The organism is Thetidibacter halocola (assembly GCF_018224955.1).
Taxonomy (GTDB): domain Bacteria; phylum Pseudomonadota; class Alphaproteobacteria; order Rhodobacterales; family Rhodobacteraceae; genus Thetidibacter; species Thetidibacter halocola.
On the sequence record NZ_JAGTUU010000010.1, the window covers coordinates 142,988 to 162,399 of the forward strand.

General features: G+C 66.3%; 1 protein-coding gene (cut by a window edge). It reads right to left on the bottom strand.

Annotated features, from left to right (window positions below):
* On the bottom strand, positions 1–19,412 hold the 3' portion of the coding sequence (locus KB874_RS21355) for an LEPR-XLL domain-containing protein (RefSeq protein ID WP_212538590.1). The gene runs 19,201 nt beyond the window's last position; 19,412 of the gene's 38,613 nt are visible here — the last part of the coding sequence; its start codon lies beyond the right edge, outside the window; it ends in the stop codon at positions 1–3.

The following is a 19,412-nucleotide window of genomic DNA, read 5'->3' on the forward strand; positions in this document are numbered from 1 at the left end:
TTACGCCGACTTGCTGAACCAGCGGCGCAGGCCACGCAGGCGGCTGCCGGACTTGCCCGCGGCGGCGATCGGACGCGCGGGCTGGCCGGGTTCCGGAGTGCGCCCCTTCAGCTGGTGCCCGGCGAGCGAGATGGCACCCACCGCCGCGGCGGCCTCGGCCTCGCGCGCCGCAAAGAGCTGCCGTGCCTCGGCCCCGTCGATCAGCGCACCGCTGACCGGATCGAAGACCAGTGCCGCAGACTTCTTGCCCTTGCCGCCACCGGTCGTTCCGCCATCGATCGTCCCGCCGGTGGTGCCTCCGGACGTGTCGCCGGTGGTCGTGCCCCCGCCTGCGCTGGACTCGGCCGTCACCGAGACTCGGGTGCCGGCGTCCAGCTCTTCGGACATGATCAGCAGGTCCTCGTGCTCGAGGCCCAGCAGATGCCCGATCTCGTGCCGCAGCACGGTCAGCAGATCGACGCCCGAGGCGATCAGGCCGCCGCTTTCCGTTTGCGTGGCGCCGGACAGGTTCCAGCCCGCCCCGGCCGCGGTCATGTCGATGAGGATCGTGTCGGGTTCGACCGCGCGGGCGAGCGTCGCGCCTTCGAGGTCGGCCAGCACGATGGTCACTTCGGCCAGCGCGGCGGCCTCATGGGCATCGACATAGCCCGCGTCGATCCAGTCCTGGAGGGCCGCGTCGTAGATGCCCTGCACGATCGCGGGGTCGAGGGCATCGGCGCTGATCGTGCCCGCCGCGGGCAAGGCGCCAAGGCTCTCCTGCGACAGTTTCAGCGCCGCGGCGAACTGGGCGTCGTTGGTCGCCAGCCGGAAGTTGGCAAAGCGCGCCTCGCCCGACAGGACCGCAAGACCGAAATCGCCGTCGACCAGCGCCGAGTTGAAGCCGAAGCTTGCGACCGGCGTGCCGTTCAGGGTGATGTCCAGCCCCGCGCCTTGCATCCCGACCTTCAGCCGCACCGCAGAGCCGTTCAGCGACACCGCATAGGAGGCGTCGATAACCTGCCCGTCCTCGGCGGTGGCGTGGCCCACTACGATCCGGTCATTCGCCGTGTCCAGCGCGACAAACTTGTAGCTCAGCGCGTCGTAGCGGTCGAAGACGAAGCCCGCGACGCCCTGTGTCGCGATATCGGCCTCGAGTTCGAGGATCGAGTTGGCCAGAAGGCCAACATTCAGGTTCACCGTCTGCACCGCTGGCGCGGGGCCGTTCGCCGTGCCTGTCAGCGTGCCGGATGTCTCGACCCAGGTGCTGGACTGGATCTCGCGCGGCAACTCGGTAATCGGCGGCGCGAAGTCGTCGGTTTCCTCCAGTGTCCAGTCGGGCGGCAGGATCTGCACCTTGAAGTTATCGATCCGGCCCTTCGAGCCGTCCATGCCGACGCCGACCATGCCGCGCGCCAGCGGGATCGGAGCGCCGTAGACGTCCAGCCGCGGCGTGTAGTCGTAGCTGAACCAGTTCACGCCTGCCACCGCCACGGTGACGTTGTTGCCGTTCACGGCCACTGTCACGTCATAGCTCTTGTTCGGCTTGATCTGCACCGGCTTGTTCGACTGCTGGACATAGTGCCAGCCGGTGTCATCGACGTAGCCCATCTCGATCTTGTTGGTCGAGATGTTGATGCCTGCGAACTTGAAGTCGGTGTCGCTGTAGTAGTCGAAGATCACGTAGCCGTTCGACTTCCACCCGCCCATGGGCTTGTCGAGGTTGAAGGTGGCCAGGACCTCGAAATAGCTGGGCTTGTAGTCGTCCAGCAGGAAGACCGCCGCTGCCGTCGTCGACTGGGTGGCCGAGGCGATGTTCAGCACGCCGCCCGTGGCATCGAACTTGCCGCGATCCACCGCAAACCCGTCGCCCGAGCGGTCGTTGAAGTCCGCCGTGCGCAGGATGTCGCGCCGTCCGCCGGGGATGTTGCCCGCCTGCGGATCGGTCGGCGGGCCGGACTGGTCCTGCCAGAAGCCGTGATCGCGCTGGGTGACAAGGCCGATCTCGCCATGCGGGTTGCCCTGCTGCTGGATCACCGCCGAATAGCGGCTGTCCTGCGTCGCCGTGAGGCTGCCGGTATCGGCGGTGCGCGTCATGTCGACACCGTCGCTGGCCGCCTGCGCGGTCAGGAAATCCCACAGCTGCGGCGGCACCTGGCGGCTGACCGTGGCAATGCCGAAGGGGGCGAAGGGCACGATGTAGCTGTTGAACTCGCCCAGGTGGTCGATCAGCCGGTCGCCGCCGGTATTGCCGATCAGGATGTCGAGGCCGGCGCCGCCAAAGACGCGGTCCTCCCAGGTGTAATGCGTCTCGGGCGTATCGTTCAGACCGGCGTCGCCGTCGTCATCGGTGCCGAAATCGCCGTTGTCGTAAGAGGTTCCCGGACCGCCCTGCACGTCGTCGGCATTCATCAGGTCGTTGCCGAAGCCGCCGTAGATATGGTCGCGCCCGGTGCCGCCGACAATCCAGTCATTGCCCATGTCACCGAAGATCCGGTCGTCGCCATCGCTTTCGACCACCCGCTCGGAGCCGAGGATCGGCGTTCCGTTCGGGGCAAAGTCGGTGATCCCTTCCAGCCGCAGGCCCTCGTTGTCATAGGCGTTGAGGAAATACTGCCGGAAGTTCGCCGGATCGTTCAGCGGATCGCTGGCGTCCTCGGGATCGACACCGCCCTCCCAGACACTGCCGTCGTCCTGGAACAGGATCACGCGGCGCGGGTCGTATTCGTCGTAGAGATAGAACTCGCCCGTGCGTTGCTGCACCGGGTTCGGCTCGTTCCAGTGCGCCTCGCCCGTGCCGAACAGCAGGATGTCGCCGGGGTTCCAGGGCCGGGTGAAGTCGGTGCGCACCAGCACCATCCCGTCGCCGTTGGCATAGGGGTTGTCAGGGTTGTCCACGCTGTCCAGCGGCATGTCCGGCGCATTGCCGATACCCGCGGGCAGGTCGCCCTCGAACCAGACCATGTAGCTGTCGCGCAGCGCCTCCTGTCCGCCGATCGCGTCGTCGCCCGATCCGCCATGCAGGAAGTCGTCGCCGAGACCGCCAAAGATGATGTCATCGGCGAATTTCGGATCATGCGCGTTCGGGTTGGCCGAAGAGACCGGCTCGATGGTGCTGTCGATCACGTCGAACGGGCTGAGATCGACCGACTTGATCAGTTCGCCCGCGCGGTTGATCAGCGCGCGCTGCACCTGGCCGGGCGTGTAGATTTCCTCGTTCAGGACGACGCCCTGGCTGGTGCGGCTGTCGGGATCCGCGTTGAGCAGCGACCAGACGCCGAACAGCTCCTCTGCGAACTCGGTGCCGTAATTGCCAAAGCTGCGGGTGTTGCCCTTTAGGCTGACCGCGCCGTCATCCGACAGGCCGGTGTTGCGGCTGGTGAAGATGCGGCCGTCGTCGCCGATCACACCGTCATTGCCAGTGCCGCCCGAGATCCAGTCGTTGCCCCAGCCCCCGATGATGTCGTCATGATCGGCATCGCCATAAACGATGTCGTCGCCGCCGCCGGCATAGACGATGTCGTCACCCGCGCCGCCATGCACCTCGTCCGCGCCGCCGATATCGGTCAGCGACCAGAAGCCATAGGTCTTGCGCCATTTGTCGCCGCCCACCGGCACCGCTGCGTTCTTGTCCAGAGTCACAGGCGTGTCGAGGTCGGAGGCGCCGGCATTGGCCGAGTAATCCGGGCCGCCCGCCAGGTAATCCAGCGTGGTCACGCCACGCACGATGATCCGCTCGCCGCCCTCGTCGTTGTAGCCGGTGTCGCGGACAAACGGGTTGACCGTGGTGCCCGTCAGCGTCTGGAACCCGTCGAGATTGGTGTCATAGGTGTAGGACAGGTAGAGGCCGTTCCGCGCCAGGTAGAGAGCGGCGTAATCCGGGTTGGCGATGTTGCCCAGGGTCGCGGCATTGCCATCCGCGTCCAGCAGGTCGAGGTCGTTCACGCCCACCAGCCGGATGATGCGGCCGTTGTCGCCCAGGATCACGTCGGCGTCGCGGGCATTGCGGCCCGAACCGATCACCGTATCGTCGCCGTAATTCTCGGTACCGGTCGGGTCGGTGACGATCCCGGTCTCGAAGCCGAGCGTGCCGTCAGTCAGAGCCGCCGCGTTCAGCCGCGCCGATTCCGTGCCATTGCCGCCGAACAACATGTCCTCGCCATCCGGGCGCAGGTCGGCAAGGATCAGCCCGAAGAAGTCGGACGAACCGCCCACGATGTCGTCCTGGCCAAGACCGCCGAAGATCACGTCGCAGCCGCCGCCGCCCTCGATATAGTCGTTGCCGTCCGTCGCCGGGTTGCCCTCGATCGCCGCGACGATCTTGAGCGCGCCGATCGGGTCGGCCACGCCATTCTCGAAGCTGGGCAATTCGCGCGCCGCGCTGACATAGCGCGTCGGCACGATCAGGCCTCCGAACAACGGGTTGTCAGACTGCACCCCGGCCGAGGTTCCGTCGCCACGGGTGGCCACCGCGTCGTCGATGGCGCCATCGCCCTGTATCGTGTCGCGACCCAGCTGACCGAAGATCTGGTCATTCCCGGCGCCGCCAGCGATGTAGTCGTTGCCGAAAGAGCCCTGCCCCACCAGTCCGTCATTGATGTCGAACGTGTGGTAACGGGCGTAGTCGATGGCGTATTCCGTCCACCAGCCCGGCCCGTTCGGATCGCGGTAGTCGCGCGCCACCGGGTTGCCGAACGCGTCCAGCGTCACCATCAGCACACCGCTGTTCGGGCCCGTGGTGCCGGCCTCGGCATAGCCGTCGGACAGCGCCCGGTCGGAACGCGAATACATCAGCACGCCGGCAAGCGTCTGGAAGCGCAGGCTGGTGATGTCGCCGCCGTCGATGCCGTTGCGGCGCGTCAGGTCGACATTGTCGCCAAAGATCAGGTCGTCGCCCTCGCGGCCGTCGATCATGTCGTTGCCCGCGCCGCCGATCAGGATGTCGTCGATCTCGGAGCCGAACAGGATGTCGTCGCCGCCGGTCTGCGGCTCGGCCGAGTTGATCTCGAGGATCGTCGACAGGAAGGTGGTCTGGATCTTTTGCGGGATGCCCGCAAAGACGGTCTCGCCCAACCAGTCCTGGCCCACCGGATCGGGCAGGTTCGGATCCAGCACGAACTGGATGACCTGACCATGATCGCCAAATACGATGTCCGGCGTGCCGTCCGCGATGCCAGAGCCGTTGCCCTCGATTACGTCGGCGCCGGTGCCCGGAACGGCACCATACAGCGCCAGTTGCGCCGCACGGGTTGCCGGGTTGGTCGATTGCTTACCCATCAGGTCCGCAACCGGGCTGGCCGCCGGATCGATGGAACCGTCGCCACGCGGCAGACTCGGGTCGACCGAGGGCAGCGGGCTGGCGTTCACCGTCGCCACCGTCAGGGCGCGCGTCAGGATGTTCACGTTGAACCCGCTGTCGCCATAGATGTGGTCGGTGCCGCGCTGGCCGATGATCGTGTCGTTGCCGGAACCGCCTGCCAGGTGGTCGCCGGTCTGCGAGCCGATGATCAGGTCGTTGCCCATGCCGCCATAGGCGGTGATGCCGACCGAAATCGTCAGCGACGCATCGGGGTCGTCCGCGAACAGTGCCGAGGCGTCGATCACGTCGTTGCCGTGCAGGTCGAACGGGTTGGCCAGGGCAAAGACCCACTCGTCGTCCTCGTTCTCCTGGTCGGAGAGTTTCGGGAACGGGTCGAAGGGCTTTTCGCCGAATTCGAGGCCCAGGCGATCCCAGGAATGGCCGGAATACCAGACGCCGTCCTGGCTGGTGTCGCCGTAGATGACCAACGGGCTGTTCGGCCCGGCGCCTCCGGTTACGATGAACGTATCGCCGCCGACGCGCGCGCCGCCGCCGCGGGTCTCGTCGTAGGTGGTCAGGCGCAGGGTGGCCATGCCCGTTACGGGGTCGGCGCAATCGCCCAGCGCGGCCTCGAGCAGCTGCATCTCGGCCCCGTCGATTGCCGCAATGCGGAAGCCGCCCGCATAGCCTTCGATGAACAGCACGTCATCGGCGTTGTAGCCGAGGCCCGCCCAGGTCTGGCCGGCATTGGCGCCGACAAGGGTCAGGTAGGTCTCGATCGTCGCGCCGCGCTCGATCACCTCGATGCGGACATCGAGGACATGCGAGGTCTCCAGCGCCTCGGGCACGGTGATCAGCAGCTCGGTGTCGCTCAGGTTGCCCAGCTCTGTGCCGCTGCCCAGCGGCTCGCTCAGGACAAGGATCGAACCCTCGCCCCAGTTGGCGAAGGGCGGCGGGTTCAGCGGGTTCGGGAAGTAGGCCTGTTGGTCGGCATCGAGGATCGCCAGGATCTCGCGGGTGTAATCCTCGCCTTCCAGCAGGATGATCTGCCCGACCGCAAAGCCGGCCTCGTCAAAGCCCCGCCCGTCGAGACGGGTCAGGTGATCGACCGCCACGGGATCGCCCGCGCCGTTCGTCCAGGTCTGACCATTGGTGAAGTCGAACTGGCCGAGGCTGTCGATATAGTCGTTGCCGCCGCCATGCAGCACGGTCAGGCTGCCATGGTTGCCCTGCACCCAGAAGGCGGTGTCAGTGAAGGTCTGGCCATCGCTCAGGCCCGCGCCTTCGACCAGCAGCGTGTCGTCGGCGAGAATCTCGACGATGCGCACCTGCTGCCGCGCCTCGCCGATGCCGATCTGCATCAGGTGCCCGGCAAGAAAGCCGTCATCCGCCCACACACCGCCATCGTCGCGCCGCAGCGTGATCGCGCCGGCATTGGACACGGCCACGGTGGCGTCGAGAACCTGCAACACCTCCTTGTCGACCGCTATCAGCGTGTCGTCGCCGCTCAGGTCCAGCGGCTGCAGAACCGTGCTGTCCAGGATCAGGAGAGAGTTGTCGTTCGGGTCGCGATAGGGCGTGCCGGTTTCGGGGTCGATGACCGGGGCGCCGAATTCGTCGAAATAGGCGATGGCATCCTCGATCGCCAGCACGCGGCCAAGGAAGACCTCGGTGCCGTCATCATCGACAAGGAACACGTCCTGGCCGACGAGGAAGCCCTGCGCCTTCCAGTCATAGCCGTCGCGGGTGATCAGCACCTTGCCGCCAAGGTCGGGCTGCTGCGTCACGAGGAAGCCGTAATCGGTGCCGTCGAAACCGCCGACGGTGCTGGTGTTCCAGTTCGCAACGAAGGTGAAGTCGTTGGTCGCCTGCACGAAGGGCGCCGGGTTCAGCGTGCCCTGCACTTCCAGCCGGTCGTTGCCCACGCCAAGCATAACGTTCACGACCTCGACGGTGGACACCTGGCTGTCGTTGCTGACGCCGGACGAACCGAAGTTCACCTTGCCGAAGCTGATGCCTCCCGGATAGGTCAGCGTCACCGGCCCGGCATCGGCATTGCCTTCGCCAAAGAGCGGCCCCTCGACGAACGGGAAGACCAGGTCCGGCCCCATGCCGAAGCCCTTCAGCGTCGTCTCGGTCAGGATGCCGGAACCGTCCGCCTGGCTGCCGTCGTTGAAGATGTTCAGCACGTCGATCTGCTGGCTTTCCGGCGCCTGGGTGCCGATGGCGATCAGGAATTCATCCGTCTCGCCCGGCAGCTTGACGCCGTTCTGAAGCGACCTGTCGGCGCCCGAGGGTCCGCCCTCGACGGCCAGTGGGCCGCGGATATTGGCCAGCAGATGCGCCTGCACCGGGAAGATCTTGACCCCTTCGCGGGTGGTCGGCACGTCGTAATAGGGGTCCGCGGTCAGTTCGACCGTCTGCGCGACGTAGTAGTTCGCGTCGGTGAAGACCGCCTGCACGGCAAGGCGATTGACGTCGACCTGCACCGGGCTACCGCTGGTCAGCCATGCGGCCGAGGCGAAGGAGTCGTTGGTTTCGAAGGTGAATTGCAGCGTGTGGTCCTTGGACCCATTGAAGCCGCGGATGATCGCGATCTTGGCGTCGACATACTGGGCCGGGTTGCCGAGATTGGTGATGCGCACGCGCATCCCCTCGACAAAGCCCTCGCCAAGGAAGCCCTGCACGGTGAAGTTCGGATCGCCCTCCAGCACCGCCAGCGCGTCGGGATCGTTCACGTCGATGCCGGTGGCGTCTACGAAGGCCTCGGTGCGGATCAGTTGGTCAGAGCCGTCCCCGGCGGTTTCGTAACGCACCTCGCCGGTCCAAACCTCGGTCTCGATCATCTTCGACAGCAGCACGTCGTCGACGCCCGCCACCGTGCCGGCGCCGGTGTTCACGGTCAGGGCGATCGTCGTCGCCGTGACCGCGGCCACCTCGTAGGTGACGCCGTCGATCAGCCCGCTGTTGCCGACCTGGATCAGGTCGCCCGCCTGCCAGCCTTCCGACAGGAAGCTGCCAAGGTCCGAACCCGCGCCGCGGGTGATCGTGGTCAGGCCGCCATCGGTGCCGAAATCCAGCGTGCCCGCAAACAGCTGCACCGGGCGCTCTCCGCCGATGGTCTGGTAATCGGTCGCGGTGATCTCTTCGCCGGCGTCGCGGATGCCGTCGCCATTGGCGTCGATCCAGGTCACGTCGGCCAGACCGTCGGTCAGGACCGATACGGTCACGTCGGCACCCGGCTGCTGCGTCAGGCGCAGCTTGTAGGTGTCCGATTGCGGCGCGCCGGATTGCGAGACGATGCGGGCATACTGGCCCGTTCCGTTCGACAGCCCGCCGCCCACGACGGTGATCGTGTCGCCGGAAATCGTCGCGATGGTCCGAGTGCCCGCAAAGATGCCCGAGCCGCCGAATTCGATCGTGTCGCCAAGGTCAAAGCCCTCGGCCCGCCAGTCGAACCCGTCTTCAAGCGCCTTGATCGTATTGCCGCCGGTGACGTCGAAGATGCCCGCCGTCGCCGTGGCCGGAACCAGCACGGTGTCGCGGCCCGATTCCAGCACGACCGATCCGGGCGTGTCATCGTCGATCACCGAGACATCCAGCAGGCCGGTGCCCGAGCGCAGGTTCGGGAAGACATAGTCGCCCGCGATCCCGTTGCTGTCGTCGCTGACCTGTTCACCCGCGGTCAGCACGCGCGTCGCGGTGGCGGCGGCGTAGTCGCCAGGGGTGAAGCCCGCCGCGAGCACATCCAGCAGCGCCGTCTGGCCCGCATCGGCGAAGCCTGCGATGGTCGCCGCGGCCAGGCCGGGAATGCCGGTGATCGTCACGCCTTCGCGGGCAAAACCGCTGGCCACCCAGCCCGCACCGTTCAGCGTCAGCGCCAGCTTTTCGGTGTCGCCGTCATCGGCGTCGGTCCAGCTGCCCAGCGTCAGGTCCGAAACCGTCTCGAGGTTCTGGCCAAAGCTGAGGACGGCAGTCTGCGGATCCTCCTCGATCGCGTCGTTCAGTTGCACGACGCGCACGGCCACCGGTTTGTCCCAGTTGGTGCTGTCGAAGGTGATCGTGCGGTTAAGCGCGTCGAAGCGGGTGCTGCCGCCGACATTCTCCAGCACCATGGCCTGGTCGGTCAGTTCCGCCAGGTCGAGATTGCCGGTCAGGTCGCCGAAATTCACCTTGACGACCACCTGGTCGCCCGCCTCGATCTCGCGCGAGAGCTGGACGAGGATCACGTCGGACAGGCCCGCGGTGGCGTCGCCCTCGACGATCAGGCTGCGGCCATCCTCGACAAAGCCCGCGGCCACGGTGCCGTCGCCCAGGATGCTGACGCTGTCCGGGTCGACCTCTGTCACCAGCACGCCGGGCGTGTCGTTGTCGCGCAGTTGTACCTCGACGTTGCGAACGTCGATGGCGTCGTAATCCGCCGACGTGCCCGAGATCACCGAATGCTGCACCACGACCACGCGGTCGCCCTCGGCGCGGGCATCGTCCACGGCCCAGAGATAGACATCCTGTGCCTGATCCCAGTTGCTGGCGTCGAAGACCAGCGTGACAGCACGGTTCTCGACGTAGCCATCGACGCCCTCATAGGTCACCGGCCGAAGGAAGGCCTCGTCGGCCAGCGTGCCGGATTCAAGGTAGTCGACGCCGTAGATCGTGCCGTTGCCCTGCGCAGTGCCCGCCGGATAGGCCGTCGAGACCCACATCGTGTCGCCCGCGCCATTGGGCAGCGGCGACGGGTTGGCGAAGCTGTCGTTGCGTTCCTCCTCGGGCGACCGGGCCGCCGAGACGGTGACATAGACCACCTCGTCGCCGGTCAGCTTGCGGGCAAGACGCACGGTGTAGCTGTCGATCGACAGGCCGTCCGTCGCGCCCTCGCGCACGGCGGTAAAGCCGTCGGCGCCCTCGTCGATGACCACCAGGCCCTCGCCGTCGGTGGTCACGTTGTAATCGAGACCGTCGACCACCAGCCCGTCATAGAAGATGTCGCCGGACTGGACCAGGTGATCGGCCGCGCCCGAGATGCCCTCGAGTTCGCGGGTGATGATGTCTTCCTGCACGTCGCCCGCGACGTTGATGATGTCCGACCCCAAGCCGCCGATGACGCGATAGGCCACGCCGAAGGCGGTGGAGCGGACATAGAACTTGTCGTCGCCTTCAAGGCCGTCGACCTCGACAACCTCGACCGTGGTGTAACGCACGTTCAGGCCCGCGCCGAAGATACCCTTGTCGGTGATCGCGATGTCGTCGGCGAATTCGGTGCCGAGGATCACCAGCTTGTCGAAACCGGTACCGCCATCGACGCTGACTGGCGCGTTGATGTTGTAGCGCACCTCGTCCTGGCCGCCGCCGGCGCGAATGTCCGGCGCCTGCGCGACAGAGAACCCGAGCCCGATCTGCGGGCTGGCCACGCCGTCCTCGTCCAGCACGATCGTGTCGTCGGTGCTGTTGCCCAGGGTGATGTAGAGATCGAGGAAGTTGATCCCGCCGTCGCCGTTGATGTCGAAGACGTAATCGGCCGGGCCGCCATCCTTGGGCAGCGCCGCAGCCAGCGCGGTGCGATAGGCGGTGGCCTCCGCCTCGGTCGTGACCTGCACGCCAAGGTCCATCAGCGTCGACAGCGTCAGCTGCGCGATTGCGCTGGCGGGCGTCTGGTCGTCGCCCGTGCCGAAGATGAAGTCATCCCCCTCGACCCAGTCGTAGAGGAAGGTCAGCACCGCCCGGCCCGCATCCAGATCGTCGACATTCGGAACCGTGGTAAGCGGGTCGCCTCCTGTCGTCGTGCCATCGACCGAGAAATCCCAGTTCCAGTCGGTCGTGGCCGCGATGGCGAAGGCGCGGACGATGAACAGGTCATTGTTGTCGTCGCCTTCAAGCCGCAGTTCGGACTGGTTGGAATAGACGCGGAACGTGTCGTTGCCGGTGCCGCCCTGCGCCAGGACCGGCGCGGACGAGCCGCGCGACAGCCAGCCGCGCGTGGTGGCGACGAGATCGACGAATTCGTCCTGTGGCAGCAGGTTGCCATCCGCCTCGCTGCGGTTCGAGCCGAAGATCTGGCCGATCTGGAACGTGTCGTCGCCGGCGCCGCCGTCATAGGTGGCGATCACCGTCATGTCGTCCGAGAAGAAGGCGTCGTTTCCGCCCCTGCCCTCGATGGTCAGCCGCCCGTTCAGCGCGGTGTCGTAGTTGATCCGCTGGACCTCGATGCTGTCCTCGTTGCCGGGTATCACGTCCTGGTAGGGGTCGAGCGTGCCATGCAGGATGGCCACATAGCCGGGCCGGTCGGCAGTGTCCTCGACCTTGATGCCGCCCACCTCGTCGCTGGGCAGATAGGCCGCCGCGCGCGTCAGGAAGATGTCGTCCACGGCGCCCGCGTTCGGATCGCCCGGCAGGGGCTGATAGTCGCGGCCGAAGATCGTCATGTCGTCCACGCCGTCATCCTCGGCGCCGGTATCCAGCACGTTGATCACGTAGTTGCGCGTATCTGGCCCCTGCGAGCCCAGCGTGTAGACCTCGACCGTGTCGGTATCGGCCTGGCCGTCCAGCGTCAGAGTGTGTTCCGCCACGACAGAGCCGGTCAGCGGCCCGGTGCGGGTCAGCGTGTCTTGCAGGTAGAAGACGCGGAACGTGTCCTCGCCATCGTCGCCCGCGCTGACAAAGCGGCCTTCCAAGCCGTCATAGACGGGCCGCGACTGGCTGCCATAGGCCCGCGTCTTGGAGCCGAGGAAGACATAGCCCGCTGTGCCGAGCAGGGTCGTGCCTGCGATCCCGCCCATGTCGCCGAAGTCGATATTGTCCTCGTCGGCGTTGCCGAAGATTTCCAGCAGATGGATGGGCGCGAGGGTCGAGCGTTGGGCCGTGCCGACGGGCGCGCCGCCCGCCGCATCGGTGCCAGGCACCACGACGGCCCCGGCGATCAGCTGGCCCCGGATCTCGATGGTGGCGCCAAAGCCCGCGTCGGTATCGGCCAGGAACGGCCCGTCGTTCACCACGCGCGCGTCGCCGTAGAACTCGATACCCTCGGCGGCCAGGACGCGGGCGTTGCTGTCAAGGTCGATGTCGTCGCCCGCGCGGACCTCGATCCAGCCGGCCTCGGCAAAGATCGTGGCATTGGTGATGGTGCGCGGCGCGTCCGCATGCCGGGTCGGCGCCGCCGTGCCGTCCTGCGCGAATTGCGCAAGACCCGGATCGGTCGCGTCCACATCGGTCAGGATGAAGTCGGCGGTGCCCTCCTGCCCCGCGACGATGCCATCCTCGCGCACCGTCAGGCGGATGTCGCCGGTATAGGTGTGGGCGAAGGTCAGGTAGAGCTGGTTCGCGGTCTCGGTCAGGTAGATGCTGTCCGATGCCTCCAGCATGACGTCGTCCACCGACAGACCGAAGATGTTGTAACGGCTGTCGATATCGAGGTCGTTACCGACCTGGCCAATCGAGCCGCCATGTGCGTCGATGAAGATCGACTGCGCGCGCACGTTCCAGACCTCGTCATTCCGGGCGTCGATGATGCTCCCCGCCTGGCTGCGCAGGCCCACGTCGTCACTGTCCGCGGCGTTGCGGGTCAGGCCGTCGAACGGGTTGGCGTCCTTCATGTCGATGGTATGGATGCGCATGTCGCCGACGGTCTCGTCCAGCCACACGCCGCCCGAATTGGTCGACGTAGTGTCGAAGACCCTCAGCACGCCGTCGCTATTCTTGAGATCGGTGTTGATCTCGAGCCAGGCGTCGCGCTTGCCGACGCCGCCAAGGCCCTGTTCCACCGTCGTCCCGGCGGTCACGGCCGTCGCGTCGGGCAGCAGGAAGTAGGGACCGGTGCCCACCACCAGGTCGGCGCCCGCCACCAGCGTGATGTTGGTGCCCGAGACATCCGCCTCGGGGTTGGCATTGCCCAGTTCCTCGGTCGCGCTGCGCGCGTCGATGATGGCCTGCGGCGAATAGAGCAGCACGTCGTCGAATTCCGACCGGATACGCTGCACCCGCAGGTCGCCGGTCTTTTCGGTGACGGTCACATAGCCGTTGGTCCAGATGTCGATATCGCCGCCCGACAGGATCTCGGTGATGCCGATGATGTCGGTGCGCGGTTCGGCCTGCACGGTGGCGGCGGCCGCCTTGATGACGATGTTGCCGCCGGCGCTGACGCCGGGCTGGGTCAGCTGGTCGGTGGCCTGGTCCGCCTCGCGGAAGCTGTAGACGCTGGCGATCTTGGACGGGTTGTTGGCATAGGCGCCGATATACTTGTTCGGGATCGGATTTTGTTCGGGCTCGAAATAGACGACATAGGTGCCGCCACCCGCCTGTGCCGGGTGCTTGACGGTTACGCCGCCGCGCAGGCCGACATTCGTCTCGCGGACCGAGGTTTGCAGGATCATGTCGACGTCGCCCACCGCGTCGACGGCGTCGATGGTCACCATGTAGTTCGGCGGGGTCGGCACCACACCGCCCGGCACACGCTGGCGACCCAGCACGTCGAGGAAGATGTTGTCGGCCGAGTCGACGTTGAAGCGGGTGATCGGCGTCAGGCTGTGGCTGTTTGTATCCGCCCCCGCGCTGGTGATGTCGATCTCGTTGCCCGCCAGCGCATCCGCCCGTGTCAGCGCCAGCTGCACCGACAGGCCGTCTTGCGAGACAATGACGAAATAGTTCTCGCCGCTGGTCAGCCCGCCCAGGGTGGCGGACCCGGCAAGATAGGTCACCATTTGCCCGGTGTAGAACGTGTTCTCGTAGGACAGGCCGATGGAATTGTCGCCGACAAAGACCTGGCGGCTTTCGAATTCCGTGGCGCGCGGCAGGTCGGCGGCATCCACGATATCCACGTTGATCCGGTTCGAGGAGGTGCCGATCGTACCCACCCCCTGATCCAGCGGCGCGATGCCGTCGGCCAGGTCGTCGGTTTCCAGCCGCAGGATGTTGGTGCGGATGAGCGAGGTCGCCCGGGTGCCCGTCGACAGGATGTCGCCGTTATGGTTATAGATCGAGGTCGTGCCGATCGGGTTCTCGATGATGCCGGTCAGGATCACGTCGCCCTTGCCGGTGTTCTCGATGGTGACGAGGCTCGGGGCCACGTCGCGCTTGATCGTGAAGACGAGGTTGCGCAGCGCGGTGGTCGGGTCGAGATAGGCCACCGGCGCGCGGTCGCCCAGCACGTTGATGTCCTGAAGCACGAGGTCCAGGTCGGACTGGTTCAGGATGCGCACCTGCGGCAGGCTGTCCCGCCATTCCCAGGTCTTGGCCTCGGTGCCGGTGATGGCGTCCTTGGCGCGGATCACCACGTCGCCTGAGCCGGGGTTGACGATGTCCTGAACGTTGATCGTGCTGGTGGCCGACTTGATCTGCTGGCCGGCGGTATTCTTCAGGCCTTCGTCGTCAATAATGTCGATATTCGTCGCCTCGAGGATGTTGCCCTGCGTGTCGATCACGGCCGAGACTTCCAGCAGCGGGATCTTGCCCGACAGGATCAGCACGTCGCTCTCGATATCGACGGTCTCGGTCCGGCCACCTGTGGTGCTGCCATGACTTCCGCCAGAGGCCAGCGACCGTTTGGAGGTCTGGGGATCGCGGACGATGTTCGCGTCCTCGCCACCCGCAAGGATCAGGAAGGCCATCTGGCTGGAGGCGCCATCCGTGCGCAGCGGCGTATCCAGGTTGTCGCGCGGTCCCGCAGTAATCAGCGCATCCGACCCGGAGATGACCGAGGAGTCGAGCTGCCGGTGCACGTTGGCGTCCGCGCTGACCCAGCCGAACAGGCCGGTCGAGCGGGCAAAGCTGCGGGCCCGCAGGTAGACTTCCTCTGCGGGGGTCTGCGGATCGCCGAAGGCAGCGACGAAATCGACACCCTCGAAGCCGGTGATCTTCGCCAGGTTGCCCACGTCCACCCGGTGCAGGGCGGTGTAGGACACGTCCGTGTCGTCCTCACCCTCGGAGTAGAAGCCCGCGCCCTTGGCCGAGCCGTCGGCGTTGATGTTGACGCTGCCGGTGCCGATGTCGATGGCGACGGTCGTGCCCTCGATGATCGTGGTCGTGCCGATGATCGCGTCGGCGGTGCCGCCGTCCAGGTTCACGTCGTTCAGCGACCGGCCGTCGCCGCCAAAGCCCAGGCCGCTGGCCTTGGCCTGGCTGTCCACGTCAGCCGAGAAATCGGCCGCGATGCGCACGTCGCCGCCCACCAGGATGTTGCTGGACGCGCCGACGCCGATATCGATGTCGTAATCCATGTTGGTCCGCGCCGTGGCGTCGGCCAGGCCCACGAACCCGCCCGCGCTCGACTGCGAGAAGATGTCGGAGCGGTGGAAGGTGTCGGCCTCTACGGTCAGGTTCTTGCCCGCGCGCAGACGCACGTTGTCGCCGATCGTCGCCTCGGCGGTGGTGGTCTGGTTGGACCGCGCGTCAGCGTCGCCGATACCGACGAAGCCGCCGGTGCCGTTGCGCACGTTGGCCATGCCGTCGGTTTCAAGGTCGACCGTGACGAACACGGAGCCGCCCGCCTCGACCACCGCGGCATCCAGAATGGCGCGGGTGACGGTGATCTGGTCGGCCTGCGCGTCATTGGTGTTCACGCCGACGAAACCGCCGCCCGATCCCTTGGCCTTGGCCAGCGAGCGCCCGTCGCCGGAAATCGCCAGCTCGGTCGCCAGGTCAGAACCGCCCGGTCCGAGGATCTTGTGGTTGCCGGCGGGGGCGCCGTTCTGGGTGATGTCGATGCGCAGGACATGCTCTTCGCCGCCCACGTCGTTCAGGTCGACCACGCGTTCAAAGCTGTGGGTGGCGTTGCCCAGCCCTGTTTGCGCGACGAGGTCAACCTTGTTCGTCCGTGCCTTGTCGGTGAACAGGGTGACGTCGTTGCCGCTGACCTCGACGTAATAGCTGCGCCCGATCTCCAGGCTGCCGCCGCCCGCCGTCTTGATCGGCGCGTCCTCGGCCAGGATCAGCTGGTGGATGTCGGCGCCGGTGTTGTGGCCCTTCTGGGTCAGGATGATCTCGTCGAAGACAGGCTTGGCAATGGTGGTCGTCGCGTCGAACCCGTTGCCCGCAAAGGTCGCCGTCGCCAGGACCAGGTCGTTGCCGTCCACTTCGACCACGGAATAGGTGCCGTCAAAGACGCCGCCCGTGCCGCTGATGACGATGGTCGAGCCCGTTCCGAAGGCCGTGTCCGACCAGCCGCCGGCCCGCGTGATGCGGTCGGTCTCGCTGGCGTTCGGCGCCGCGGTGAAGGTGATGGCATCGGCGATGCGGGTATCCTTGACGGTGAACGTGTCGGTGATCCGCAGCGTCGCGCCCGAGATCGACTTGATCTCGTAGGTGCCGTCGTTCTCGCCCGATCCGGCGACCTGGATGGCAAAACCCTCGGCCAGGCCCTGCCCGGCCCAGGTGCCCGAGGTCAGGACCAGCTTGTCGCCCAGCGCGTCGCGCTCGAACCGGACCTTGCCATTGATGTCGCCCGCGATGTCGCTGCCCAGCCCGTCATCGTCGGTGCCGACCGTCACGACCACGTCGACCGGTTGCGACATGTTCAGCCGCGCCAGGCCCGAACCCGTGTCGATGGTCTTGCCCGCTTCCTTGACCAGCTGGATCAGGGTGCCGCTGACCGAATGGATCTCGAAACTGTCGGTGTTGCCGGAAATGCCGGTGGCCAGCCCCGAGATGGACAGGGTCCCGCCCGCCACGAAGACCGAATTGTCCCAGTTGCCGCCATCCGTCCGGGTGACGTGATGGTAAAGACCGGCCGGATCGGTGATCGACACGGCCGCGGTGACCGCCGATTTCGACGGGTCAAGCTCGATCACCGGGCCGTCGAAGGCCTTGAAGACAGAGGCGAAGTCGAAGGTGCCGGTACGCGAACCGGTTGTGACCGCGCCGCTGAGACGGTCGAGCGTCAGGACGTTGTCTGTCTTGGCCACGACGTTGTAGGTTCCGGCGTTCTGCCCGGTGATGGTCAGCGGCGATCCGGCCTGAAGGCTGGCCCAGGCGCCGGTGGCCGTCACGGTGTAGCGGTCCGGCGTGGCGGTGCTGGCCCAGGTCGCGGTCTGGTTGTTGACACGGGTCGCGGTCAGGGCGTTCGCCGCGGTCAGCACCAGCACGTTGTTGGTGCCGCCGTCGCTGATGACATTCGCGATGACGTAGTTGGTGCCGTTGTTCAGCGACGACCCGCCGCCGCCGGGCGTTTCGATGAACAGGGTCTGGCCGGGGCGGAAGCCCTTGTCGAGCCAGTCGATGCCGGCATAGATCCGGTCACCGCCCGCGTTGCGGACGAAATCGACACTGGTTTCCAGCTCGTCGTTGAACTTGAGCGAGATCTCGTCGCTGTCGCCCACCACGACGCGATAGGTCTCGCCGAATTGCAGCCCGGCAATCGGCACGGCGGGCGTTTCCTGCGTGCTCGTCGCGGTATAGACCACCTGGTCGCCGTTCGAGAAGCCGTGCGACAGCGGATCGCCATCCTCGTTGATAAAGACGATGTTGTTGTTGGCGTCCACATCGGTGAACACCACCTGGCTCTGCGCCTGGCCGTTCTGGGTGAAGTTCGCGGTGCCGCGTGTCGCGTCTACCTGCCCGATGTTGAATTCGATGGGCTTGGGCGCATCGTAGACCACGCTGTCGCCGGTCACCAGGTCATGGCCGTTCAGCAGCGTGATCGTGTCGGCGGTGGCGTCCACGTCGCCCGCGTCAAAGTCACGCTGGAAATTGACGTCGGACGCTTCCTCGACCAGCCGGATCGTGTAATCGTCGACGACCACCACGTAATAGGGGTTCGGCTTGGCGTCATCGATGATCGAGGTATTGCCGTTCGGGTCGTAGATCACCCGGTCGCCATCCTCGAACTTGTGCCCGTTGGCGAAGGTCAGCAGGTTGGCGGCATCGTCGATGCCGTATTCCTGCGTCGGGGTGACGGCGGTGCCGGAGAACGTCGATCCGAACTGGAAGTTGTTCGCATCGACCACGATGACATCGTATTCGCGGCGGATGATCTCGCCGGTTGTGCCGTCCACGCTGCTTCCCTGAAGCGCACCGATCGCCGAGTTGCCGTTGTTCTCGTATTCGACCGAGTCGCCGTCGTTCAGGTTGTGGGCCGTGACGGTGAGGCTGTCGTTGGCGGCATTCGTGCCGATGATCGCGAAATCGGGGATCACCACGTCTTGGGCGGCGACCGGCTTGTTGATCGCCTCGATGCGGATGTCGTCATTCGCGCCCGTGCCCGCCTTGAGGAAGGCACCCGCGCCGACCAGCGCCTGCACGTTGGTCTTGACGTAGCTGTCCGAAAGAGACGCGCCCACACCGATCAGGCCACCGGTCACGCCCTTGGTTTCGGCATCGGCCTCGGGATCCATCTGGGCGCGGACCGTGATGTCGCCCGCGCTGTGCACCACAGCGGCCGAGCCGATTTCGGCCGTCACGGCATAATCCAGCGTCTCGACGCCGTTCTCGGCCACGGTCGAACCGGCCGTCGCGTAGGATTTGTTGTCGGTCAGCGCCGCAAGGCCGCCAGCAACCGCGCGGGCATTGGCGATGGCATCGTCGGTCGCCTTGGCCTCGACCAGGACGGAATCCGCGCCGGACTCGGTCTGCGTGCCCACATTGCCGTCAAGCCGCACATCGACATCGCTGGCCGCGCCCGCATTGGCATAGGCCGCGCCCACGCCAATCAGGCCGCCGCCCACCGCAGAGGTGGTGGCGATGGCGCGGTTTGACGACAGGCCCTGGATCGTGACGGTGCCGCCCAGATCCAGCGTCGTGCCGCTGTCCATGATCGCCTTGACCCGCGGCGTCGCGGTCGAACGCGCCACGCCACCGGAAATGCCCGCCAGCAGCGCGCCCGCGGCAACCTTGACATCGCTGTCGACCAGCGTGTGCGCATCCGCCAGTAGCGAGAAGTCGTCAGCCACCACCGACACCGTTCCTTCGGTGAAGGCCTCTGTGTTGGGATCGGCGTTCACCCGCGTGAACGCACCCGAAAAGCCGATGCCGAGGGCAAAGTTGGTGCCCGTGCCGTCCGCGTTAATCTTGACGTCCGAGAAGGCCGTCACCGCCACGTCGCCATTGCCCTGCGCCACCACGGTCGCGCCGTCGCCAAGATAGGCCCGCGTCGTCGTGTCCGAGTCGATCTGCGTCAGCGCGATCCCGAACGCGCCACCCAGCGCGATGCCCAGGA